The organism is Methanothermococcus okinawensis IH1, from assembly GCF_000179575.2.
Lineage (GTDB): Archaea > AGJL01 > Methanococci > Methanococcales > Methanococcaceae > Methanofervidicoccus > Methanofervidicoccus okinawensis.
On sequence record NC_015636.1, the window covers coordinates 1,472,413 to 1,497,299 of the forward strand.

Consider the following 24,887-nt stretch of genomic DNA (forward strand, 5'->3'; position numbering starts at 1 on the left):
AATTATTTTATTAATTTAAATTTTTGAGATGAAATTATGGGTATGGATATTATTTATGAAACCTACGAAAAAATAAAAAGCATGGAAATAAGAGGGGCTGGACGAATAGGAAGAGCTGCGGCAAAAGCTTTAAGGGATTATGCAAAATCCATAACTGATATAGATGATAATGAATTTAAAAATAAGATGATTGATGCAGGCAATATTTTAAAATCTGCAAGACCTACTGCTGTATCCCTTCCAAATGCTATAAAATATGTTTTAAATGGATTAAATGATAAAAATCCAAAAGAGGCAGTAATAAAAAAGGCAGAAGAGTTTATAATATCCTCATCAAATGCTACAAAAAAAATAGGAGAAATCGGTTCAAATAGAATAAAAGATGGATATAGAATATTAACCCACTGCAATTCAGAGGCTGCCCTGAATGTTATAAAAACAGCCCATAGAAACGGGAAACATATAAAGGTAATTTGCACAGAAACACGCCCAAGAAATCAGGGATATTTAACGGCAAAAGACCTTGCTAATGAAGGAATAGATACTACATTGATAGTTGATAGTGCAGTTAGATATTTTATAAAAGAAGTTGATTTAGTTGTTGTTGGGGCTGATGCCATCACTTCAAATGGGTGTTTGGTCAATAAGATAGGAACATCCCAAATAGCACTTATTGCACATGAAAGAAGAGTTCCATTTTTAACAGCTGCTGAGACTTATAAGTTTCATCCTAAAACCATAGTTGGGGAATTGATAGAGATAGAGGAAAGGAGCTCCGATGAAATACATGTATTTGAAGAGCAATATATAAATAAAATAAAATTAAGAAATCCCGCTTTTGATATTACACCAGCACAATATATTGATGGAATTATTACGGAAATAGGTGTAATACCCCCACAGGGTGCTTGGTATATTATTGAAAAATACTTTGGGGAGTTATTTAACGAATAAAATGATAATATATAATAAAACAGTAAAATAATGATAAATTATGCAATATAATAAAAAATAATAAATTATAATAAAATAATAGAAATAACTAATTAATAATAAAATAATAAAATAATAGGATGATATCTTATAATACTAAATGTAATAATAAATGTAATAATTAAATAAAATTAGAATAAAACTATAAAAACTAAAAAGAGGCATAAATCTTCATTGTATAAATATAATTAAATAAAATTAAAAAATGATAAACATAATTATAATAAATATAATAAATTAAATAGAATAAAATTTTAAGAATAATATAATAATATAGAAATTAGCACAAAATGATAAATAAAAATATTCTTGGTGAAATTGTGAGTAAAGTTAAGGATTTAAGTCTTGCTCCTGATGGAGAATTAAAGATAGAATGGGCTAAACAACACATGCCTGTTTTAAAATTAATAAGAGAAGAATACATAAAAGAAAAACCATTTAAAGGTATTACTATTGGTATGGCACTTCATTTAGAAGCTAAAACCGCGGTATTGGCTGAAACTTTAATGAATGGTGGGGCAGAAATTGCCATTACAGGATGTAACCCATTATCTACTCAGGATGATGTAGCCGCTGCCTGTGCAAAAAAAGGCATGAATGTTTATGCATGGCGAGGAGAAACAAACGAAGAATATTATGAAAATTTAAATAAAGTTTTAGACCATAACCCCGACATTGTTATAGATGATGGTGCAGATTTAATATTCTTACTGCATTCCAAAAGAACCGAGCTCCTAGATAACATCATGGGTGGATGTGAAGAAACCACAACTGGGGTTATAAGATTAAAAGCCATGGCTGAGGAAGGAGCTCTAAAATTCCCAGTAGTCAATGTAAATGATGCCTACACAAAACACCTATTTGACAATAGGTATGGAACTGGACAAAGTGCAATGGATGGTGTTATAAGAACTACAAACCTTTTAATTGCTGGAAAAAATGTTGTAGTGGCTGGATATGGCTGGTGTGGTAGAGGAGTAGCAATGAGAGCATCAGGAATGGGTGCAAATGTTATAGTTACGGAGGTAAATTCCATTAGGGCATTAGAGGCTAAGATGGATGGATACAGGGTTATGAAAATGGACGAAGCTGCGAGAATAGGTGATATATTTATAACTACAACAGGCTGTAAAGATATAATAAGAGCTGAACACATGTTAGTAATGAAAGATGGAGCAGTTTTAGCAAATGCAGGTCATTTTGATAATGAGATAAACAAAAATGACTTAATGAACCTTTCAAAATCAGTTAAAACTGTTAGGATGAATATTGAAGAATACGATTTAGGAAATAAAAAATTATATCTTCTTGGAGAAGGAAGGCTCGTAAATCTTGCATGTGGAGATGGCCACCCATGCGAAGTTATGGATATGAGCTTTGCAAACCAGGCTCTTAGTGCTAAGTTTATAAAAGAAAATCACGAAAAGCTTGAAAATAAGGTATATGAAATTCCTTATGAACAGGATTTAAGAATAGCTTCATTAAAATTAAAATCTATGGATGTTGAAATAGATGAGCTCACTCCTGAACAGAGAAAGTATTTAAGTGATTGGAGAGAAGGAACATAATTTTATTTATATTATGTAATTATTTATATTATTTTTAATATTTCATTTTTAAATACATTTTTGAATAATAAAATAGTAATTAAATAAAATGTAATTTAATAAAATGTAATTTAATAACTTGTAAAAAAAGATAAAGAATTATATTTATTCTTTTTTAATTAATTTAACAACTTCTGCTACTTTTTTACCCAAATTTCTTGCAGTAGTTATACCGAACTCATCTTCTTGGCATGCACCCGGAGCTCCGCCTACACCTGTTCCACCATAGTGGGCAGTAGGCTCATTATCTCCAACAACAATCATAGAGTGTATTAACATGAAGTCATGAATTTGTCTTATTGTGGTTTCTTGACCTCCATTTCTTGAAGCTCCAACAGATATTGCTCCACCAACTTTATTTTTTAATTTGAATCCTATCCTACATGGTCTAGACCTGTCAAATAACATCTTTGTTTGGGCACTAACCCCTCCAAAATAAACTGGTGAGCCTATAATAATACCATCGGCCTCTTCCATCTTCTCTAAAATCTCATTTATATCGTCCATAATTACGCATTTACCTTCTTGCTTACACACATCGCAGGCAATACATGGATTTAATTCTTTATCATACAATGATACATATTCTGTTTTTACACCTTCTTCTTCGGCAGCTTTTAATGCTTCCTTTACTAAAAATGATGTATTTCCATTTTTTCTTGGAGAGCCACATATCCCTATAATCTTCATTAAATCACCATTTTATATTATTTTATATTTTATATTTATTTTAATTTTTATTTTTTATACATTCATTAATTATTGTTCTTTAATTACTATAATCATTCTTATTTTTTAATTTAATTTTTAACATATTTTTTATTATTTATTCATTTTATTTATCCATATATAGATTTTATCTTCACCACTACCATGGTAGGATTTAATACATCATTATTTACGGCATCAATACAAATACCATACCCAACAACTTCAAATTGAACTTTTGCTACAACAGTATCAATCTCTTCAAAATACATAGGATTTTCTTTTTGAGAACATATTGATAATTTTTTTATCTGTGCTACAATTCCCTCTGTGCCTGGAATGATATCTTCCTTTGATACATCAGTTATAAATACATAATCACCAATATCCAAGGAAGTTAAGGCAAGAATATTGGAGAAATTTTTTAGATTAAATGTTTTCACATGATTTTTAACCAATCCTGAAATATTGGTTGGAGATATTCCTGTTAAGGCAGTAATTTCCATAATATCACTTTTTATTATATATCTTATTGTATTACTCTATATTCTTATATTATTATTGCTATTTCATTATCATATTAGGTTATTATCTTATTATTTTAAATATTATCCGTAATATGGATTATATAAATTTTTTAACAATTATAATTTTATTTAATTAATTTATTTATTTAATTTATAGATACATAGGATTTTCGACTTTCTGTTGTTTAGTCATAAGTTTAAGGTGTTCCTCAGCAAGTTTTTTAAGTTTTTCTTTTATCTTTTCATCCTCTTTTATTAATTCCTCGGTATTTACATTCAAATTATATAATTTATTTAAAACTTCAATTACATTGGAAGCTCCCATAGGGTCAGGTCTTAAACCAGGAGTTTCAGCCATTAAACATAATGAGGGAATGTTTTTATCGGCACTTTTTAAAGATATAAGCCCAGACATTCCTCCAACCATTCCAAATTCTAAAATTGGTATCTTTTGTTCTTTTATATTAGTTAATATATCCTCGGAAGTGGAAACAGCATATATATCTTTTGGATTTAATGAAGTTATACCGTCCAAATTAACAATAACCTTTGGATTTATATGTGAAGTATATTCCAATAATTTATCGGTTAAACTATAAACAATATTTTGAGGAATTAAAACCTCAGAAAATATTGCCACTATGTTTTCATTTGCATGAGCTCTGATTGGTGGATATATCTTTCCGTTTTCCACAGTCATAATGGGTGGAATATTTGGAGAATCAAAATAACCTATATAATCTAAATTAAGTTCTTTGATGATTTGACGGGTTGCAATATTTCCAATAAGTCCAATACTTGGAAAACCCGTAATTACTATTGGTTCTTTAAAATCTATTTCTTTTTTGGCAATATATTCCATATGCTCCATATAATCCCTCATAATTTTTATTATTATAATTAAATAAATAAAATAAATAGAAAAAATAATAGTTAAATAATTATAATTAAAATTAACAATAATTAAGTTAAGTTATAATTCAAATTCTTCATATTTTTTTGATACGGTATCCAATATACCAATTGTGGCAATTCCACTTAGATATCCGCAACACTCCCCAGGATTTATAACTAAAACATTGTCGATTTCTTTAAATAATCTTTCATGTGTGTGTCCGTATATTACAACATCATAATTTTTAGATTTAATTACTGCATCAAGAATCTCATTGTTGGTCCCATGAAGAACAAAAAATTTTAAAGAATCTGCTTCAAAACTTAAATAATCGTCTATTTCATTTTCTTCATTTAGTTCTTTTAACCATTCTTTTAACTTTGTTCTTTCACCGTCGTTATTTCCATAGGTTGCTACAATCCGTGCATTTAATCTTTCAAATTCTTTTATAACAAATAGGGAAACAAAATCACCACAATGAACAACTATATCAACATTTTTATTGTTAAAAATATCCACGGCTTTTCTTATATTCGGTAAATAATCGTGGGTATCCGATATAATACCTATCTTCATAAAACCACCTTTATTTAGTGTCTATTTTTTAGAGATTTAATAACTTCAATCATACCCTCAACTGTATATTCATTTGGAATATAGCCTTTAAATCCATAGTGCTCAACAATTCTATTTGTAATTGGACCTATTGAAACAATATAATGATTTTTTAGTAGATTAAATAACTCGTCATCTGAATTTTTAAAAAAATTCTTTGCAGTTAAACCACTTGTAAAGGTTAATATTATTTTTTTATTATTTTTCTCCTCCTCAATTATAATGTCCTTCAATTCTTTAAGTTTATCTTTTAGATTATTGGGTTCTTCGGAGGAATATACATATATTATATCTGCATTTAGATTTTTGTGCAAAATATCTCTTGCAGATGGTGTTGTAGGTATCAATATCTTTTCATCTTTATTAATATGTTCTTTCAAAACCTTTAAAAGATAGTCTGCTGTATATTCATTAGGCATTACATCTACATCCCTCCCAAATATCCTCTTAAATTCCTTTGCAGTTTTTATCCCAATTACTCCTATTTTTTTGTTTTTTATCTTATTTATATCTGATTTATCCAAATTATTAAACAATCCTAAAACCCCCCTAGGGCTTGTAAATACCACCCAATCGTATTTATCTAAATCTACACTGACATCTTTAAATACCAATTTCAATGTTGGAATTAATATTGGTTCAAAATCGTTATTGCTATTTCTATTACTATTATTATTAGTATTTTCCTTTAACAGATTGGCAAATTCAATTCCCTGCTCTGGTGGCCTTGTAATTACTACTTTCATAAATACCACTTTTATATTAATTTATTAATTGTAGTTTTATATGGTTTTCATATTTACTTCCCTTAAATAAGAATTTAGTTTTTCCAATTCCTCTTCGAGCTCCTTAATTTTTTCCAAATCCTTATTAATTTCTTCATCCTGAGATGCCATTATCTCCATTTCTTTGCTACTTTTAATGTTGTATTTGTTGTATAATTCATTTAACTCCTGCTCTATTTTGTCAATTTCTTCCTTAAAAACTTTTTTCATGGATTTCGCTATAACTTTATCATCAACATGCACTATTACATTATCTAACTTATCCAACTTCATATTATCCCCATAACATGTAATGAATATATATTTTAAATATTTTTATTTTTATTTTACTTAATAATTTATTTAATATTTTAATTATTAATCAATTTATCTGCTATTTATATCATTTTCTATTTTTTTAGTTATTTCCTATTACTTTTGCTTATTTACTTTATTTATCGTCTTTTATCCATTATGTCCTTTTAATAACATACTGTATTTGTAAGCACTTTCTTTTGGATTTTCACTTTTATATATTGCCCTTCCCACTATAATATAGTCATCTTCTCCTAATATATCCAATACAGCATTCAATTCACCACCTTGGGCACCAATGCCCGGAGATATTATAGGAATATTTCCAACAATTTTTTTTATCTTAGTTAATCTCTCAGGTCTTGTGGATGGAGCAACAATACCATCCACATTTAATATTTTAGCAACTTCTGCAAGTTTATCGGCAATGGGTTGCATAAACTCCACAGCACCAGGATGGGACATTTCGGTAACCATTATAACCTTTTTTTTATGGTGTGTTTTTATTTCATATTGTTTTGCTATCTTTTGAATAGCTTCTACACTATCCCTTCCAACAAACCCATGGCATATAATTCCATCAGCATAATTTAATGTTAATTTAGCAATTTTTTCATTTGTTGAAGGAATGTCCGCCACTTTAAAATCGCATATAACTTCTTTATTTGTTTTATCTTTTATTTCTTTAACAATATCTAACCCAGAAGATAATACTAAGGGATATCCAATTTTAATTGCATCGATATATTTAGAAATTTCATCAACCATTGTTAATGCCTTATTTTTATCCATCACATCAAGAGCAAGCATTAATTTTACCATATTATCACCATAATGTTAAAATAAAAATTAATATATAAAATATAATCAAATAATTATTTAGAAACGTTATTATTGTATTATTACATTATTATAACATTTATTAAATATGTATTAATTTTACATTTATCTACATATATATTTATATATCGCATTTAGTATATTTAAATAAAATTATAATATAGTATAAAATAAAATATAAAATAAAAATATAAATTAAAAAAATTTAATTATTCAAAAATTATATATATTTAGTTAATTGATAAATTGATAATATAAATTTTATTAGATATATGCTTTAATCCATAAATTATAAGTTTTATTTTTTATGTTTCTATTTATTTTTAGTCTTGGTGGAAAAAATGGACATTTACATAAAATTTGTTACCTCATTAATTGTAATTCTAATATTGGCATATATTACAAAGAAAAAGGGATTTTTGGATAATTGTGGGATTTTATGTTCATCTATAATGGCTTTTATAATATTGATGGGAACAAATATAAATTGGTTAATTGTTATGGTGTGTTTTTTAGTTTTTGGAAGCTTAGTAAGTAAAGTGGGTTATTCCAAAAAATACAGTATGGGTATGGGTGAATGCAAAAGAACGGTAAAAAATGTGCTTGCAAACGGAGCTCTGGCTGTTATAATTATATTATTTTATATATTTGGAATTATCGATTATAACATGGCATTATTTGGATATATTGGTTCAATCGCAGCTGCCACATCTGATACATTCTCATCGGAATTGGGGGTTTTATCGGATGAAACACCAAGATTAATAACTACACTCGAAAAGGTTGAAAGGGGGACTGATGGAGGGATATCATTATATGGAACATTAGCAGGGATTTTGGGAGCATTTTTAATAGGTATCATATCGGGTATATTATTTAATAATTACAATTTAATATGGGTAGGAACAATATCAGGGATAGTTGGAAATTTATCCGACAGTCTTTTCGGAGCTCTGCTTGAAAGAAGAGGTATATTTAACAACGAACATGTTAATATTACATGCACACTTATGGGTAGTTTATGTGCAATAACTTTATATTTAACCATGACTTAAAATTTAAAAAGAATTAAAGTGATAGTGGAATGAAGGTAATAGTTATTTTAGTAAATCCAAAATATAGTGGAAATGTTGGAGCAATTGCAAGAAATATGATGAATTTTGGAGTAAATGAATTAAGGATTGTTGGTAGTAAAGATATATTAAATGATGAGGCATACATAAGGGCGGTGCATGCAAAAGAGATTTTGAATAATGCAAAATTTTATGATAATTTAAATGATGCTACACAGGATATTGATTTTATAGTTGGAACTTCTGGTGCAGTTTCAGGTGATAGAAATCTAAAAAGAGTTCCTATTACACCACATGAGCTCGCAGAGAAGTATAAAATAGTTGATGGAACAATGGGTATTGTCTTTGGAAGGGAAGATGATGGATTGAGCAATAAAGAACTTGAATTATGTGATTTGTTTGTATCCATACCAACATCTGAGAAATATCCTATAATGAATCTATCCCATGCAGTTTCTATTATACTATATGAATTATATGTATCATCACTGAATAAACCCTACAATGTAAATATGAGGGAGGCTTCTAAACTTGAAAAAGATGTTTTATTAAATATTTTCAATGAATTTGTGGATAAAAATGAGTATATTCCAGAATATAGGAAAGAATTATGTAAAACAATATTTAAAAGAATAATAAGCAGAGCATTTATCAGTGGAAAAGAGGCAAACACATTAATGTGTGCTTTTAAGGAAAAAAATAAATAATATATCTTTTTTTATTGCTATTATTTATATTTTAATTATTATTATTCATTTTATTTATTTTTATTTTATTCTATATTTTCAGATTTCCTTTTCATAACTTTTGAGAATGCTATTGTTCCCACAGGTCCTGCTACAAGTATAAATAGTGCCACAGTTTCACCAAAGGATACATTGAATTCTGCTGAAAGAATCACCAAGAAGGTAGCTATTATAATTGCCATTAATCCTTCTCCTATCAATACATTTGAGGTATTTTTGTGAAAACATAATTTTAATGAGGATAACGCACCGATTAATAGAGCAAACATTGTAAAATACAACACATATTCGTTCATAAAATCCCCTCTTTTGATAAATCTTTATTTTATAGATATAACAAATAAACATACATATATACTTATAATTATTAGATTCATAATTATAAATTAATAACCACTCAAATATTTAAATGCCCATATTATAAAAATTATAGAACCTAACAATATAGCAAACCAAACCCATATATTTATTATGTAGTATATTTTATATAATTTTTCCACATTTTTCTGGTCATTCATTATTTTTTTAAATGGGTCGGTGCCTCGATATTTTTTCTTTCTTATTCTGTTCATTGTATCACTTAATAGGAGCTCATCTTAAATAGGTAGGTTGTGGTTGTAGGTAACTCTCTTCTTAATATTCGGAGCTCCGGTTTATATATATAAATTATTTTCTCTTCGTCAAATAAATTTATTTCCTTACCTAATATCTTTGAAATTACTTTTACCTCCTCATATCCTTCTATTTTTACAGTTCCACTTTCAAGGGAAGCATCGATTTCTAAAATTATTGGTATCTTTAAGTTTTCATCAATATTTAATTCTTTCAGTAATTCAAGTTCCCTTTTTTTTATCCTATGTCTTTTTCCATTTATAATTACATGTGGCTTTTCTTCTTTTAATAATTCTTTTAATGTTTTTCTCTTAAAATTTGTATTTAAACCATGCAAAAATTTATAAATAGATTTGTCATCCATACTATCACATATTATAAAAACATATTTGACCTAATAATATATAGTGTTTAAAATTATAAAAAAGTATTCCAAAATTCCATAATTACGATAAAATAATAAATACTATAATAATATAAAACAATTATAAGAATTATAAAAAAGGTATATAAAATATTTTAAAAAAACTATTTACTCTTTTCCATGCAAAAGTAATAAATTACCTATAACATCTCCCTTTTTAACAATCCCATCCTTTACAGCTGCAAATATTGCATACTCACCAATTCTTTTTGAACCATAAGGCATTGGAGTTTCCTCTCCAATTGATAGAGTTGTTCCTATACTATGTTTCGCATAGGCACTGATAATTGAAATTGTATAGGGTAAGAGCTCTATCTTTTTTATTTTTATAGCTTTAACCTCTCCAGCTTTAAATTCTGCATCTTCATCAGCTATTATGCATTCTTTTTTACCCAGAACCTCCAATTTAATTTTCCCGGGATATTTATTTTCTTTTAATTCTTCCTCAATCTCTTTGATTCTCCCTACAATTTTAAACATAAAACCACCAAGGCTTTTAAAAAGTAATTATTTAAATCAATTATTTATTGAAATATAATCTATTATTATGCTATTATTATGCTTCTTCTCTTGCATCGATTCTAGCTTTAATTAACTTTAATCTGAAGAAATTCCCCCTGCAACTTTTAAAAAAAGTTGCATCAAAAAATCCAAAACTCACTTCGTTCGTTTTGGAACCTATTATCATGCTTCATCATGCCTCTTCTTCTCTTGCATCGATTCTAGCTTTGATTAATTTTAATCTGAAGAAATTCTCTCTTTCCATTTCATCCAATCTCATGGCAATATACTTTCTTGTTTCTTCCATTCTTGGTATTACAACATATTCAAGGGCATTTACTCTTCTTTTTGTTGTAATTATTTCCTCTGCAAGTAACTTTATGGAAGTTTCTATTTCTGCGAGCTCTACAATGAGTTCCAAAGCCTCTTCAAAATTTTTTGCAGCTTCATCAAGTTTTGAAGATATACCATAAGGACCGTAGCCCCTGTTTGCCATGCTTCTTTTAACATTTTCAATTTCAAGAACTGGAACTGTAACTCCCATAATATTTCTTGTATCGGCATCTAATTTAATATTTTCATTCTTAGATGCAAAGGAAGCTTCTTTAACTGATAAAGTTCCCATTACTGCCTGAGCCATTATTAAGTTTTTATATGCCTTTTCAAGGGCATCATTTACTTTATCCCTAATACCAGAAGCTTGGTCTAATATTTCAAAAAACTCCATTATAAGAGCATCTCTTTTCTGTTTTAATAGCTTATGCCCTTTCTGAGCAAGTTTAATTTTGGTTTTAAGCTTTAACAGTTCCATCCTTGTAGGATTAACATCTGCCATTTTATATCCCTCAAAAGCGAAATTATGATGATTAAAAATAAAAAAATTAAAGTTAAGAACTATTAAGAATATATATAGTTAAGAATTTAGAATTATTATTTATTTTTTTATATATTTTTATTTTATTATTTTATTTTTACTTTTTATTTTATTTCTTAGGAAGGTATTTTTCAATTAACTCATCTGGAACTCTCTTTAATTCCTCTCTTGGTAATATTGTCAATAATTCCCATACTATATCCAATGTTTCCTCGATACTTCTATCTTCATCTTTTCCTTGCTGGACAAATTTCTTTTCAAATTCCTCTGCAAGTTTTAAATATGCCCTATCCCTCTCGGTAAGTGCCTCTTCACCAACAACGGCAACAAGGTCTCTTAAACTTCTACCTTCTGCATAAGCCGCATATACCTGACTTATAACTTTTGAATGGTCTTCTCTTGTTTTGCCTTCTCCTTGTCCATTTCCTGCCAATCTTGAAAGTGATGGAAGAACATCAACTGGTGGGTATATACCTTTCCTGTTGAGCTCTCTTGAAAGAACTATCTGACCTTCTGTAATATATCCTGTTAAGTCAGGAATTGGGTGGGTAATATCATCGTGTGGCATTGTTAAGATAGGTATCTGTGTAACTGTTCCTTCTCTTCCTTTAACTCTTCCTGCCCTTTCGTAGAGTGTAGCAAGGTCTGTATACATGTAACCAGGATAACCTCTTCTTCCTGGAACCTCGTTTCTTGCTGCTGCAATTTCCCTTAAAGCTTCACAGTAGTTTGTAATATCTGTTAAAATAACTAAAACGTGCATACCTTTTTCATAGGCAAGGTATTCTGCTGTTGTTAATGCAATCCTTGGTGTAAGGATTCTTTCAATGGCTGGGTCATCTGCAAGGTTGATATATACCACTGCTTTTTCAAGAGCTCCGGTTCTTTTGAATTCTTCCATAAAGTAATTTGCTTCCTCTGCTGTAATACCCATAGCTGCGAATACAACCGCAAACTGTTCTCCCTCTCCTCTAACTTTTGCCTGTCTTGCAATCTGTGCTGCTAAAAGGTTGTGAGGAAGACCTGAACCTGAGAATATAGGTAACTTTTGACCCCTAACAAGCGTATTTGTTCCATCTATTGTGGAGATACCTGTCTGAACAAAGTCGTTTGGGTTTCTTCTTGAAACAGGGTTTAATGGGTATCCGTTAATGTCAAGTTTTTTCTCAGGTATAATTTCAGGACCGCCATCAATTGGTTTTCCAGCACCGTTAAATATCCTACCAAGCATTTCAGGAGATACTCCGATTTTTGCAGTTTCTCCTGTAAATCTTACTCTTGTTTCACTTGTGTTCAGTGCTGTTGTTCCCTCGAAAACCTGAACAACTGCAATATCTTCTCTTGCTTCTAAAACCTGTCCAGTTCTTTTTTCTCCATTAGGGCATGTAATATTTACAATTTCTCCATAAGCTACTCCTTTAATACCTTCCACTACCATCAATGGACCGGCAACACTTGATACTGATGTATATTCTATGTTCTTTTCCAAAGCATCCATATATAACCCTCCTTTATTTTTAATGTTATATACTATAATAATGTTAAAAATATTCAAAATAAATAATTAATATGGTAAATATTAAATATTATTGTAAGTTTTTACATTAATTACATTAATGAACCTAATTCGCTATCTATTTTGTTTATAATTTCAGGAGCATTTTTATTTAAGAATTCATCTTCTGGAACATATTTCATTTTAGCTATGTCTCCTTTAACAGATACTTTTGAAATTTCTGCTGGGTCTGCTCCTTTTGAAACAGCTTCCAATGCCTTGTTGTAGAATGTCATGATTACTTTTAACATAGTATATTGTTTCATTGGAGAACAATAACTATCTATCTCGTTAAAAGCATCTTGTTGTAAGAAATCCTCTCTAAGCATTCTTGCAACTTCCAATATAACTCTTTCCCTATCTGGAAGTGCATCAGGACCAACTAACTGAACGATTTCTTGCAATTCTGCTTCTTTCTGCAATAGATTCATAGCTTCGTCTCTTAATTCTCTCCAGTCAGCTCCCGTATTTTGTTTCCACCATTCCGAAATATCATCCAGATATAAGGAATAACTCTGCAACCAGTTAATAGCAGGGAAGTGTCTCCTTCTTGCAAGATTAGCGTCTAATGCCCAGAATACCTTAACAATTCTCAATGTATTTGAGGTAACTGGCTCTGAGAAGTCCCCACCAGGTGGTGAAACAGCACCAACAATACATATAAATCCTTGTTTTTCATCCTTACCTAAACATTCAACCCTTCCTGCTCTTTCATAAAACTGTGCCAATCTTGAAGCAAGGTATGCAGGATAACCTTCTTCCCCAGGCATTTCTTCCAATCTTCCTGAAATCTCCCTCATAGCCTCTGCCCATCTTGATGTGGAATCAGCCGTTAGAAGAACACCATATCCCATATCTCTGAAATATTCTGCAATTGTAATTCCAGTATAAACCGATGCCTCCCTTGCTGCAACAGGCATATTTGAGGTATTTGCAATTAAAACTGTTCTGTCCATCAATTTATTTCCTGTTTTAATATCATCTAAATGTGGGAATTCTTCAATTACCTCAGTCATTTCGTTTCCTCTTTCCCCACATCCGATATATACTACAACATCTGCATCTGCCCATTTTGCCAACTGGTGCTGTGTAACTGTTTTACCACTTCCAAATGGTCCAGGAATTGCTGATGCACCACCTTTTGCAAGACCAAAGAAGGTATCTTCTACTCTCTGTCCTGTCACCAATGGAATAACAGGTGGTAATTTTTCTTTATAAGGTCTTGGTTTTCTTACAGGCCATTTTTGCATCATTATAATTTCTTTTTCTTCACCATCTTCTGTTTCAACTACGGCAACAGTTTCTTCAATAGTAAAACTTCCTGATTTTATTTCTTTAATTTTTCCTTTTACTCCAACGGGAACTAATATTTTATGGATAATGGACTTTGTTTCTGGGACTGTCCCAATAATATCTCCTTCCTCAACATAATCTCCAACTTTTACAGTTGGTGTGAAGTCCCATTTTATGTCCCTAGGTAATGAAGGAACACTAACTCCCCTTGGTATAAATATATCGCCTGTTTCGGATTCAATTGCTGTTAATGGTCTCTGGATACCATCATACATAGCCCTTAACATACCAGGTCCAAGCTCTACTGACAACGGAGCTCCTGTACCTTCAACTGGTTCTCCTGGTTTCATGCCTGAGGTTTCTTCATAAACCTGAATAATTGCTTTATCATTTTGCAATTGAATAATTTCTCCTGTTAATCCTTCTTCACCTACTTTAACAACCTCATACATCTGAGCTCCTTTCATACCTTCGGCTACAACAACAGGACCTGCTATTTTTATAATTTTGCCTGATACCATACTTTTTCACCTCAATATCTCCATATATTTAGCTAATTTAAGCTAATAAGTATATTAAGTTTTAATATTTAATATTTTTAATAAGTTTTAAGCTTTTTAATATGCTTTTAATTTTTATTTATTTAAGTTCAATACCCACAGCTTTTCTTACTAATTCTTTAACAGGGTCATTTTCTCTAACAATTGGTCCATTTTTATCTGGAACTTCTACAACAAATTTATTTAATTTGGAGAGCTCATCCCTTATGGATTCACCTATTTTTTCAGGAATTATAATCAATCCAATGTCCTCTCTACTACTGAGTTTTTTAAGAGCATCTATTGCCTCATTGTTATTTTTAACCTCATAAACATCTACGAGACCAGCTAATCTAAACCCAATAGTCATATCAAGGTCTCCAACTACACCTATTTTCATAATATCCCTTTAATATTTTCTTTAATTTATTATGCCATAAGTAAGTCCCTTATTTGGTTTGAAGAGAGTCCTTCCATCTTTCCTTTTATAATTATTTTTAAATTTTTATTTCCTGCTCTTTTGAAGTTATTAATCCAATTATTGGTCCAACGCCAAATGGCTGTCTAAGGGATAATTTTTTGCCGACCTTTGCAACATATTTATCAAGAGCCTTCTCAAATACATACACACTTTTGGTTTTTTCATATTCTTCAAGGTTTTCTGAAATTATATCTCCATATTTTGTGCCTTCCAATGAACTTATTATTCCTTCAATGGATTCAGATTCAGCGAGCTCCTTTAACTTCCATGGTGCGAGCTCATACCCAACATTTGATATGTAGTTTAAAATATCCTCTGAGGATAACCCATCAGCTTTTCCTCTCAAAATTACTTTTAAGTTTTCAATATCAACTATTGCCCCAATAAATTCTTTAAATATGTCTTCATTGGTTCCTTCTGTGCCTACGGATTTCCAGAGATTTTCGAGGATATATTTATCCAATGCAAGTTCAAATGGAATTAACTTACCTGTTTGTTCATAATTTGCAGCTTCATTTGACAATATTTTTGAATATTCTGTGCCTTCTAAACCATTTAATAGTTCTTCAATGGTTTTTGTTTCGCATAATTCCCTTAACTTGTTTTCTGGTATTGTTCCCAATGGAATAAGTAATTTAAAAGTTTCTTCTGCATTTAATCCAACATATTTAGCTCTTAAAAGTGTTTTAATATTTTTAACATCAAACTTTTTTTCAAATAATGATAATATTTTCTTTGATTTACTTGGAGACATCTCCGAAAGTGTTTGATAAACATGTGCCATGTGAGTATTCAATGCCTTTTCAATGCCCATAGCATCATTGGAGGCATCTGTAATATAAGGAGCATAATCGGTATCTTCCAATAATCCTATCAATTCGGTTATTCCAGCGGATTCTATTAATTCATTTAATTTATGTTCATCCAACAATCTGGATTCCATGCTTCTTACTCTTGCATTAACATAAGCGAATGGAGCATTCTCCATTAAATATTTTATTAAATATATGATTACTACCAAAAATATTACAATACCTGCCAATACAAGCAATATTATAAATATATTGGAAGGCAATCCAGCAATTATTTGACCCATATCCATTTAGAATCACCTTTAAGTTATAAATAAATCTTATAATCACCTCCCTTAGAATAACAATTCTGCAACCTTTGCCCTTATGGATTCCAGATTTCTTTCAAATACTGATTCCAAACTATTATCGCAGACTTTCAAGTTATCGGCTGTTTTTACTATACATCCTCCTATGATATCCACAGGAGCTCCTTTTTTCAATATTGTAGATTTTTTTAACCTATCTTCCATTTCTTTTTCAATAGCCCATAATGTTGAATCGTCAATCAATCCAAGGTCTTTTTCATTTAATTCTAAAACTACCTCTCCTCCTCCGACTGATATTATACCTTCTATTATGAGTTTTAATAATTTGTCTTTATAATCATCTTTTTGAGGTAATTTTATTAAATCTTCTTTTAATTTTTCGATAGCCATATTAATTATTTTTCTCTTTCTTCAAGCATTTTTTTCTTAGAATTTAATCTTGCTTCTGCAATTATTCTATTTTTAACCATTTCAGCTTCTTTTTCTCCTTTTTTGAGAATATTTTGCTTTTTTATTTCTGCTTCACTTTTTGCCTTTTCTAAAATGGAATTAGCTTCCTTCTGAGCTTCTGATTTGATTTCATCTGCTGTTTTTTGTGCATCATCTAATATTTTGGAAGTTATTTTATCTGCTCCCATGTTTTTCCACCTTATGATAGATAATATCGATTATTTAAAAAATTAAAATTAAAAATTTTTAATATATTTAGAACATAATTCCAAGCATAATTAAGATTGCTATTAACAAACCGAATATAGCGAATGTTTCTGGCATAACTGCTAAAACAAGACCTTTACCCATAGCATCTGGATCTCTTGCAGTAGCTCCAATAGCACCTGCTGCTGTAATACCCTGTCCAATACCTGAAAGACCAGCAAAACCAACTGCAAGACCTGCACCAAGGGCAGCTATTGTAGTAACACCTGCTCCACTAAATACTCCAACTAATAAAAGGATTGATACTAACAAACCATAGATAGCCTGTGTTTCTGGAAGAACTGAGAAAACCATAGCTTTACCAAATATTCCCTCATCTTCTGCAACAGCCCCAAGACCTGCTGATGATGCTATACCTTGACCAATTGCTGACAAACCTGCCAAACCTGTTGCAACTCCTGCACCTAACATAGCCCATTCTGGTGCTGTTTTAAACACGAACAATATAAGGATTGCTACAAGGAATCCGTAAAGACCCTGTGTTTGTGGCAATGCCTGGAATACGATTGCAGTACCAAACTTATTTGGGTCCTCTGCAACAACTCCTGCACCGCTTGCTCCTGTAATACCTGCACCAATACCAGAACCTAAACCTGCTATACCTACTGCTAAACCTGCTCCAACGGCTCCAAGGAATAATGGGTTTTCAAATACCATTCTTATCACCTTTTTTATTCTCTTATTTTTCTTTTTTATTTTATTTTTATTTATTATTTTTTTCTTTTACTTCCTTTTAGATGGTTTTAATTTAGAAACATTATTTTATTTATAGGCGTTATAACTCTATATTATTGTTATTCTTATTTTATTTATTATATTATTGCATTGTATATTCTCTTTTGGCTTTGAAAGGATTGAACTTTTTACCTCCTCCTTCATAGAACTGACCAAAGAATTCCACATAATGCAATCTAAGGGAATGTATGAATGCACCAAGTCCATTCATTACAAAGTTAAATGAATGACCCAATATAAGCACAATTATTGCGAGTATTATACCAATTATTGGAACACTATCCCCAAGTAATTTAGCCATGATATTCACAGCCATTGCAAGACCACCAGTAGCTAAACATAAAGCTAAAAGCCTTGCATAAGATAAAACATTACCTAAGAATCCAGTAATGTCCATCCATCCAAGAGCTCCGGTAATTGCTCCTCCTTCTTTATAACCTTTATACATACAACAAACTACTGTCAATAATACAGCACCAAGTATAACTCCGCCTCCCATTAAGGTAGCACCACCAACTGCTATGGCAATACCTACTATAAGGGCGATTATTAACAATATCCATATACCTTGGCTTAAAAATGCCTCTCCAAATCCTTCTTTCAATGACTCTTTGAAACCAACGCATAATCCAATAAATAAATGCAATATACCTACTGCAATTGAAAAGACCAATATTGTTATTGGACCGTTGTTTATGGATATTCCAAACAAATTAAGCAATGGATTATTTTCTCCAATGTATAAACTACTTCCAAAGGTATTTACCAATGCATAAGGTGTTTTAAATATGTCAAATCCTAAAAACTCGTTTGCAAAATCTCCCAAATAACCTCCTGTTATAATACCAATAATTATGGTAGAGACGCCTGCAAGTGTTAATATATATCCAAGATTGTGAGCTCCCATACTAGTTTTCCCAAGTCTCTTCCAAACAGCAAGTCCAATAATTGTCAATAAAAGACCATAAACAGCATCTGTAAGCATAATCCCATAGAATAATAAAAATCCTGGGACTATTAACATAGTAGGGTCCACTTCATTATATTTTGGTGGAGCATACATTTCGGTTAGCATTTCAAATGGTTTTATAGACTTTGGATTATCTAACATCACAGGGATTTTTTCCTCAGGTTCATCAGGTTCTGCTATCTCAACAACGGCATAACCTTCTGATGCGTTCTCAATAATTTCTTTTATTTTATTTGCATATTTCTTAGGAACCCATGCTTCCAATAAATATGTTCTTTTGGTTTTACCACAGTATGAATATGCCTCTGCTCTCTCCTTTTCAATTTCAAGTATTTCATGCAATACAAGTAATTCATCATACCATTTTTTTGATATGGCGTTTAATTTATCCAAAATAGAGCTTATTTCTTTTTCACATTCTGATAATTCTTTTTCAATTTTAGCTAGGTTCTCTTTCGGAGCTCCTTCAACATTGGATATTTCAAATCTTTCAAAGCCAGATTTTCTTAATTCTGCTCCAACAACATCTTTATATTCTTTCAATGTAGCTAAAATTAATGAAACTTTTTCCTCCTTATCTTCACCGATAAAAGAACCGCCTTTAACAATTTCAACATAATCATTTGTTATATTTGATAGGTTATTTTCGAGCTCAGGCAAATTTTCTTTTGGAATCAAACCTGAAACTATGTAAGTAAAGGGACCTTCTCCAATATATTTTAAATCTAAATCGAAATCAATAAGATATTTCAACTGTTTTTTTAACATTTGGAGATTGTTCTTTTTAGTTTCTAACTCAGATAATTTGTTAGAAGGTGCTTGCACTTCATTTTCTACATTATTTAAGGTAGTTTCTGCATAAGTTATCGCTTCCTCAGCTGATGAAAACGAAACTCTCTTTTTTTCAGGAATTACTGGGTTTAACAATTCTGAAAATCCCTTTTTTTCTTCAACTTTTACGCTGTCAAATAAATCGAGAATCCTTCCTATTTTTATTATTAATGACGATACATCCCTACCGTATTTTGCAGGTGATGACTGAGATAGAAGTGCAGCCCATTCAGGATTTTCGAGCTTTGGAGTTAAATCACATAACTCTACTAACCCGCTCTCATGGAGATTCCTTACAATAGAATCCATCTTTTCATCTAATATCACCGCTCTAACTTTATTCATCCTTGCGGGTTTCACCAAAACCACCTTTAAATGTTATATTCCTATGCACTCATGCCATAATTTTTCTTATTTTTATTAGAGTTCCAATACATCCTCTAATTTTAAAGACAGTATTTTTACTTTTGCAACAGATACAGTCTCATGTATTTTCTTTTCCTCTATTGCAACGATTTCATCTGCTTTTATCTTACCTTCTTCTTCATTTTTTGATATTATTTCTTTAACCTTCTGTTCTGCCTCAGATACGGCATCAGATATTATTTTCTTACCTTCTTCGATGGCATTCAATTTTATCATTTCCGCCTCTTTCTTGGCATTTTCTATTAACTCAACAGCTTTATTTTCTGCATGCTTTATCTGTCTAATAGCGTCTATTGCAACCACAGGATTACCTCCTTAAAAATGCTTAAACCATTCTTTAATTTATCATATATATATAATTTTCTTTTTAAATCTAATTATAATGAATAATCATTACAAATTTACTTATTTAAAATATTTAAAAAAATTAAGTACTAATAAATAAGTATTAATAAATTATTATTAAAAATTAAGTAATTAATATGCTATAATCAAATTTTAAGGTTATATTATTTTCTATAAGTATAGAAGTTATATTATAAAAATTTTAGATATGTAGATATTACAGAAGGTATTGTAGCTATTGCAGTGCATGTTTCTAATGAAACCCTTTTTTCAGTTATATCCAATTGATAATCACTTAGTTTAATAATATTTTTAGGAAGTCCATGCCTCCCGAGACCGACAAAAATCCCACAGGGTTTTTTTAGCAGGAGATTGGCTATTTCCCTTGGAGTTATTAATTTTCTTTCATCAGGTTTTGATGTGGTAATAATCGGTACTCCAAACTGAGCTCTGTATTTATCGATAATACTGAATCGGTTGTTATCAATTAATTCTTTCAAATATTCCCCTGAATTTCCTATGGTGGTTTCTATTGATAAAATATCTTCTTTTTTGCATGGAAAATCCATTATAGCCAGATTACAATTAAAAGCATAGCATATTGGTGCAGCCCTTGCTATTGCCCTTTTATGGGCTTCGTGCCATCTACTTTTATCGTAGGAATTGTATAATATCAAGGTCATTCTTTTCAAGTGTTTCATAATATCACATAAATTAAATACTTCTTTTCTAATTGAGCGATAATTTATCCCAATTATTTACTATCTCCACATATAATTTCTAATTGTAAATTCTAATCGAAAAATATATATACCATATAGATAATTTTATTCTTGTTATTAATTTTATATTGAATAGTAATACCAAACTTTAAAATAAAAAATTATTATAATAAAAAATAATATAAAAGGTGAGTTTATGCATATTCCAGATGGATATTTAGGTCCTATCACCTGTGCAATATTTTATATAGTGATGATATTCTTTTGGGTCATGGCATTAAAAAAGATGAAAAACTTACATCCAAAACAAATACCCTTATTGGGTGTTTTAACAGCGTTTTCATTTTTAGTAATGATGTATAATCTTCCAGTTCCAGATGGAACTACTGCACACATGGTAGGTGGAACACTTATAGCCATATTAATGGGAAATCCATGGACTGCAACTATTGCAATATCCATAGTTTTGTTAATACAGGCATTATTCTTTGGAGATGGAGGAGTTACATCATTTGGAGCAAACTGTTTTAATATGGGTGTGGTTTTGCCATTTGTAGGATATTACACTTATAAAATATTAAGAAATAAAATAGGGGATGTTGCTTCAAGTGGAATTGGAGCTTATGTTGGTATTGTTGTAGCATCAATCGTAGCAGGATTTGAATTTGGATTGCAACCATTTATTCAGCCAGGATATTGTCCATATCCATTTACAATATCAGTTCCAGCAATGGCTATTGCACATTTAGTCACCGCAGGTCCAGCAGCAGCGATAGTAACGGCAATAGTAGTTTGGTATGTAAAAAAATCAAGACCTGATTTATTAGACATTGCCAATAAGGAACAATAAAATAAATTAAATAATCTAAATGGTGATATAATGGAATTGAATTTTAATGACCCATTGGTTAAAAAATTTTTAATTGTAATAGGAGTGCTTGTTGTATTATCTCCCCTTGGTATCCTTTTAACATGGAATAATGGAGATGCATGGGGAGAGTGGGGAGTTGAAGATTTGTCAAACGAAGTCCATGCCGATATTTCAGGACTTCAATCTTTATCTGATGCATGGTCTTATGCCCCATTGCCCGATTACGATATTCCTGGATGGGATAATCCTACAATGGCTTCAATAGGATATATTATCTCTGCAATAATTGGAGTGATATTAAGTATTGCAATATATTACGCATTGATAAAAATAGTAAATCCTGCATCAAGGCAATAAACGGAATATAAAATAAAAATAAATAATAATGGTTAATTTTATTTTATAATTTTATTTTATTTTAATTTTTTTATTAATTCATTAATGGACATATAATTATTACTAATTATAGTTATATATTATTACATAATCATGGTTATATATGTTATTACACAATTATAGTTATATATCACATATTATTACATATAATTATTTATTGTTATTTATATTATGCTTACTTTTTTAAAATTAATTTTTTTAATTTAAATTTATTAAAGAGATAATTCAAATTGTCATTTTTTGGTGATTTTATGAAATTATTTGATAAAACAATAGAAGGGGTAATAAAATACATCAATGAATCAGTATTTGCAGAAAAATATTCAAAGAATAAAAATGGATTTTTACAGAACATTGACCCAAGAGTAAAACTTATTGTTATAATTTCATTTGTAATAATAACGGTTTTTATGAAAAACATAGAAACTATATTAATTATGTATCTATTGTCTCTTGTTATGGCGTATTTATCCAAAATTCCACTTTTGCATTATATAAAAAGAGTATGGTTATTTATACCAATTTTCACAGGAATTATTGCACTTCCCATATTATTTACAACTCCCGGAGCTCCTATATATATATTGTTAAATCACCCATACATTACCATCACAGATGCAGGCGTAAATTATGCCATTGTATTTACTATGAGGGTTGCCACTGCTGTTTCCTATGCAATTTTATTGACTATTGTAACACCATGGAACGACATTATAAAATCACTAAATAAACTTGGAATGCCTGACATTGTGGTAACCATTATGACCATTGCATATAGATACATATTTCTTCTTATGAATATACTTTTGGAGTCCATGTATTCAAGAAAATCAAGGACCTGCAAAAAATTGGGAATGAAAGAAAGTTGGATAGAAGCTGGAAAAAATATGGGGGCATTATTTATAAAAACTCATCAAATGGGGGAAGATGTATATTATGCCATGTGTTCAAGAGGATATTTAAATGAGGCAAAATCTTATTCGACATATAAAATTAATGTAAAAGATATATTATTCTTGATAATAATGCTAAGTATTGGGCTTTCTTTTTACTTTATCGATAATGGATATTTTTAAATTTAAAATAGCATAATGAATATTATAAAATTAAAATAAATAGATATAATAAATATAATTACAATAAATATAATAAATGATAACAACTTGTAAATAAATTATAATAAATATATATTAGGTGATTTAATGAATAATGAGGGAAAGGAGAAGAAAGAAGTAATATTCTCATTAAACAATGTTGGTTATACATATCCCGATGGAACCGTAGCATTGGAAAATATTAATATGAAAATATATAAGGGAGAAATTTTAGCAATAATTGGGTCAAATGGTGCAGGAAAAACCACATTGTTAAAAATAATCGATGGTTTGGAATTTCCAGATAGTGGGGAAATATATTTTGAAGGAGAAAAACTTACAGAAAAAAAACTTAGAAATAAAGAATTTATGAAGTATTTTAGAAGTAAAGTAGGATTTGTTTTTCAAGACCCCGATATCATGCTTTTCAGTCCAACAGTTTGGGACGATGTAGCATTTGGACCTTTACATCTATATTCTAAGGAGGAAGCATTGGACCTTACAGAAAAAACAATAGATGAATTAAAAATAACCAATTTAAAAGACAGACATCCCTACAATATAAGTGGTGGAGAAAAAAAGAAAGCTTCAATAGCATCTGTTTTATCAATGATACCTGATGTTATCCTTATGGATGAGCCTGCTTCCTATTTAGACCCGAGAAATAAAAGATATATAAAAGAATTAATAAAAGAATTAAATAAAAAATCAAAAACTATTGTATTTGTATCACATGACCCGAGTTTAGTGTCTATTGCCGACAGATGTTATGTTTTAAACAAAACTATTGTTTATGAAGGTTCTCCAAAAGAGGTATTCTCAAATATAGAGCTCCTAAAAAATGAAAATTTGGATGTTCCAGAAATAGCAAAATTATTTAAAAGACTTCAAGATAAATTTGGAAACGAAGTAATACCCTATATACCAATAAATGAAGATGAAGCATGTGAGCTCATGGAAAAACTTATGAAAAATTTTAAAAAATGAAACTTCTGTTAAAATACCTAAAAACCAAATAACCAATTAATTTAAATATTATAAACCGAAAAATTTATATAGTAATTTATATTATTAGGTTATAGATTGCTTTGGGCTCGTAGTCTAGTTGGCTATGATGCCGCCCTGACACGGCGGTGGTCGGGAGTTCGAATCTCCCCGAGCCCACTTTTATTTAATATTTTTTTATAGAGTTTATTTTAGATTCCAAAACGAACGAAGTGAGTTTTGGACTTTTGATGCAACTTTTTCCAAAAGTTGCGTTTGAATCTCCCCGAGCCCACTTTTTAATGGTTCTATTT

General features: G+C 30.1%; 27 protein-coding genes, 1 tRNA gene and 2 pseudogenes. 9 read left to right on the plus strand and 21 right to left on the minus strand.

What is annotated here, in order from left to right; genetic code table 11:
* Positions 1–42: 42 nt before the first annotated feature.
* Together METOK_RS07260 and ahcY are read left to right on the plus strand one after the other, a co-directional pair.
* Positions 43–954, plus strand: a complete 912-nt coding sequence (locus tag METOK_RS07260; RefSeq protein WP_048058099.1) for a ribose 1,5-bisphosphate isomerase — start codon at positions 43–45, stop codon at positions 952–954.
* Positions 955–1,283: 329 nt separating this feature from the next.
* A complete protein-coding gene (gene ahcY / locus METOK_RS07265; protein WP_013867575.1) occupies positions 1,284–2,561 on the plus strand; it encodes an adenosylhomocysteinase in 1,278 nt (425 codons plus the stop codon).
* Positions 2,562–2,705: 144 nt separating this feature from the next.
* Here the strand turns inward: ahcY and METOK_RS07270 are convergent, their stop codons facing one another.
* The 7 genes from METOK_RS07270 to pyrF all read right to left on the minus strand — a co-directional run bounded on the left by METOK_RS07270 (position 2,706) and on the right by pyrF (position 7,246).
* Positions 2,706–3,290 carry a flavodoxin family protein gene (locus tag METOK_RS07270; RefSeq protein ID WP_013867576.1) on the minus strand — a complete coding sequence of 195 codons (585 nt, stop codon included), beginning with the start codon at positions 3,288–3,290 and terminating at the stop codon, positions 2,706–2,708.
* A 149-nt stretch (positions 3,291–3,439) separates the two neighbouring features.
* Complete coding sequence (locus METOK_RS07275) at positions 3,440–3,814, minus strand: DUF473 domain-containing protein (RefSeq protein ID WP_013867577.1); 375 nt, start codon at positions 3,812–3,814, stop codon at positions 3,440–3,442.
* Positions 3,815–3,986: 172 nt separating this feature from the next.
* A complete protein-coding gene (locus tag METOK_RS07280) occupies positions 3,987–4,706 on the minus strand; it encodes a proteasome assembly chaperone family protein (protein ID WP_013867578.1) in 720 nt (239 codons plus the stop codon).
* 102 nt (positions 4,707–4,808) lie between these two features.
* Positions 4,809–5,306, minus strand: coding sequence for an MJ0936 family phosphodiesterase (locus METOK_RS07285; RefSeq protein WP_013867579.1), 498 nt, complete (start codon positions 5,304–5,306; stop codon positions 4,809–4,811).
* 14 nt (positions 5,307–5,320) lie between these two features.
* The gene (locus METOK_RS07290; RefSeq protein ID WP_013867580.1) at positions 5,321–6,091 is read right to left on the minus strand and encodes a uroporphyrinogen-III synthase; all 771 of its coding nucleotides are present in this window, start codon (positions 6,089–6,091) and stop codon (positions 5,321–5,323) included.
* Between the two features lie 36 nt (positions 6,092–6,127).
* Positions 6,128–6,403: a hypothetical protein gene (locus tag METOK_RS07295; protein WP_013867581.1), complete on the minus strand. Its 276-nt coding sequence runs from the start codon at positions 6,401–6,403 to the stop codon at positions 6,128–6,130.
* 171 nt (positions 6,404–6,574) lie between these two features.
* Positions 6,575–7,246, minus strand: coding sequence for an orotidine-5'-phosphate decarboxylase (gene pyrF / locus METOK_RS07300; RefSeq protein ID WP_013867582.1), 672 nt, complete (start codon positions 7,244–7,246; stop codon positions 6,575–6,577).
* 359 nt (positions 7,247–7,605) lie between these two features.
* Here pyrF and METOK_RS07305 point away from each other — a divergent pair, with 359 nt between their 5' ends.
* Together METOK_RS07305 and METOK_RS07310 are read left to right on the plus strand one after the other, a co-directional pair.
* Positions 7,606–8,319: a TIGR00297 family protein gene (locus METOK_RS07305; protein ID WP_013867583.1), complete on the plus strand. Its 714-nt coding sequence runs from the start codon at positions 7,606–7,608 to the stop codon at positions 8,317–8,319.
* 29 nt (positions 8,320–8,348) lie between these two features.
* Positions 8,349–9,044: a TrmJ/YjtD family RNA methyltransferase gene (locus METOK_RS07310; RefSeq protein WP_013867584.1), complete on the plus strand. Its 696-nt coding sequence runs from the start codon at positions 8,349–8,351 to the stop codon at positions 9,042–9,044.
* Positions 9,045–9,109: 65 nt separating this feature from the next.
* Here METOK_RS07310 and METOK_RS07315 read toward each other — a convergent pair whose 3' ends face one another.
* The 14 genes and pseudogenes from METOK_RS07315 to METOK_RS07380 all read right to left on the minus strand — a co-directional run bounded on the left by METOK_RS07315 (position 9,110) and on the right by METOK_RS07380 (position 21,207).
* The gene (locus METOK_RS07315; RefSeq protein ID WP_013867585.1) at positions 9,110–9,379 is read right to left on the minus strand and encodes a hypothetical protein; all 270 of its coding nucleotides are present in this window, start codon (positions 9,377–9,379) and stop codon (positions 9,110–9,112) included.
* 90 nt (positions 9,380–9,469) lie between these two features.
* Entirely contained in the window at positions 9,470–9,655 is a 186-nt protein-coding gene (locus METOK_RS07320; protein WP_048057947.1) for a hypothetical protein, read from the minus strand.
* 8 nt (positions 9,656–9,663) lie between these two features.
* On the minus strand, positions 9,664–10,059 hold the full coding sequence (locus METOK_RS07325) for a DUF61 family protein (protein ID WP_013867586.1): 396 nt from the start codon (positions 10,057–10,059) through the stop codon (positions 9,664–9,666).
* A gap of 168 nt (positions 10,060–10,227) precedes the next feature.
* The gene (locus METOK_RS07330; RefSeq protein WP_013867587.1) at positions 10,228–10,599 is read right to left on the minus strand and encodes a DUF22 domain-containing protein; all 372 of its coding nucleotides are present in this window, start codon (positions 10,597–10,599) and stop codon (positions 10,228–10,230) included.
* Between the two features lie 214 nt (positions 10,600–10,813).
* On the minus strand, positions 10,814–11,455 hold the full coding sequence (locus METOK_RS07335) for a V-type ATP synthase subunit D (protein ID WP_013867588.1): 642 nt from the start codon (positions 11,453–11,455) through the stop codon (positions 10,814–10,816).
* 148 nt (positions 11,456–11,603) lie between these two features.
* A complete protein-coding gene (locus METOK_RS07340; RefSeq protein WP_013867589.1) occupies positions 11,604–12,992 on the minus strand; it encodes a V-type ATP synthase subunit B in 1,389 nt (462 codons plus the stop codon).
* A 110-nt stretch (positions 12,993–13,102) separates the two neighbouring features.
* A complete protein-coding gene (locus METOK_RS07345; RefSeq protein ID WP_013867590.1) occupies positions 13,103–14,863 on the minus strand; it encodes an ATP synthase subunit A in 1,761 nt (586 codons plus the stop codon).
* Between the two features lie 118 nt (positions 14,864–14,981).
* The gene (locus tag METOK_RS07350) at positions 14,982–15,281 is read right to left on the minus strand and encodes a V-type ATP synthase subunit F (protein ID WP_013867591.1); all 300 of its coding nucleotides are present in this window, start codon (positions 15,279–15,281) and stop codon (positions 14,982–14,984) included.
* Between the two features lie 29 nt (positions 15,282–15,310).
* Positions 15,311–16,464, minus strand: a pseudogene (locus tag METOK_RS07355) (V-type ATP synthase subunit C).
* A gap of 45 nt (positions 16,465–16,509) precedes the next feature.
* Positions 16,510–17,120: pseudogene (locus METOK_RS07360) on the minus strand (V-type ATP synthase subunit E).
* Positions 17,121–17,187: 67 nt separating this feature from the next.
* Positions 17,188–17,856 carry an ATP synthase subunit K gene (locus METOK_RS07365; RefSeq protein ID WP_013867593.1) on the minus strand — a complete coding sequence of 223 codons (669 nt, stop codon included), beginning with the start codon at positions 17,854–17,856 and terminating at the stop codon, positions 17,188–17,190.
* A gap of 160 nt (positions 17,857–18,016) precedes the next feature.
* Positions 18,017–20,095, minus strand: coding sequence for a V-type ATP synthase subunit I (locus METOK_RS07370; RefSeq protein ID WP_013867594.1), 2,079 nt, complete (start codon positions 20,093–20,095; stop codon positions 18,017–18,019).
* A 60-nt stretch (positions 20,096–20,155) separates the two neighbouring features.
* Positions 20,156–20,464 carry an ATP synthase archaeal subunit H gene (gene ahaH, locus METOK_RS07375; RefSeq protein ID WP_013867595.1) on the minus strand — a complete coding sequence of 103 codons (309 nt, stop codon included), beginning with the start codon at positions 20,462–20,464 and terminating at the stop codon, positions 20,156–20,158.
* 233 nt (positions 20,465–20,697) lie between these two features.
* Positions 20,698–21,207 carry a DUF531 domain-containing protein gene (locus tag METOK_RS07380; protein WP_013867596.1) on the minus strand — a complete coding sequence of 170 codons (510 nt, stop codon included), beginning with the start codon at positions 21,205–21,207 and terminating at the stop codon, positions 20,698–20,700.
* Between the two features lie 217 nt (positions 21,208–21,424).
* On the opposite strand from METOK_RS07380, the gene cbiM reads away from it, so the two are divergent.
* The 5 genes from cbiM (at position 21,425) to METOK_RS07405 (ending at position 24,753) form a co-directional block, all read left to right on the plus strand.
* Positions 21,425–22,078 carry a cobalt transporter CbiM gene (gene cbiM, locus METOK_RS07385; protein WP_013867597.1) on the plus strand — a complete coding sequence of 218 codons (654 nt, stop codon included), beginning with the start codon at positions 21,425–21,427 and terminating at the stop codon, positions 22,076–22,078.
* A gap of 36 nt (positions 22,079–22,114) precedes the next feature.
* Entirely contained in the window at positions 22,115–22,456 is a 342-nt protein-coding gene (locus METOK_RS07390) for a PDGLE domain-containing protein (protein WP_048058102.1), read from the plus strand.
* Between the two features lie 290 nt (positions 22,457–22,746).
* On the plus strand, positions 22,747–23,571 hold the full coding sequence (gene cbiQ, locus METOK_RS07395) for a cobalt ECF transporter T component CbiQ (RefSeq protein ID WP_048057949.1): 825 nt from the start codon (positions 22,747–22,749) through the stop codon (positions 23,569–23,571).
* Between the two features lie 126 nt (positions 23,572–23,697).
* Positions 23,698–24,576 (plus strand): energy-coupling factor ABC transporter ATP-binding protein, encoded by an 879-nt coding sequence (locus METOK_RS07400; protein WP_013867600.1) that lies wholly within the window; start codon positions 23,698–23,700, stop codon positions 24,574–24,576.
* 103 nt (positions 24,577–24,679) lie between these two features.
* Positions 24,680–24,753: transfer RNA gene (locus METOK_RS07405), tRNA-Val, on the plus strand.
* Positions 24,754–24,887: the final 134 nt, after the last annotated feature.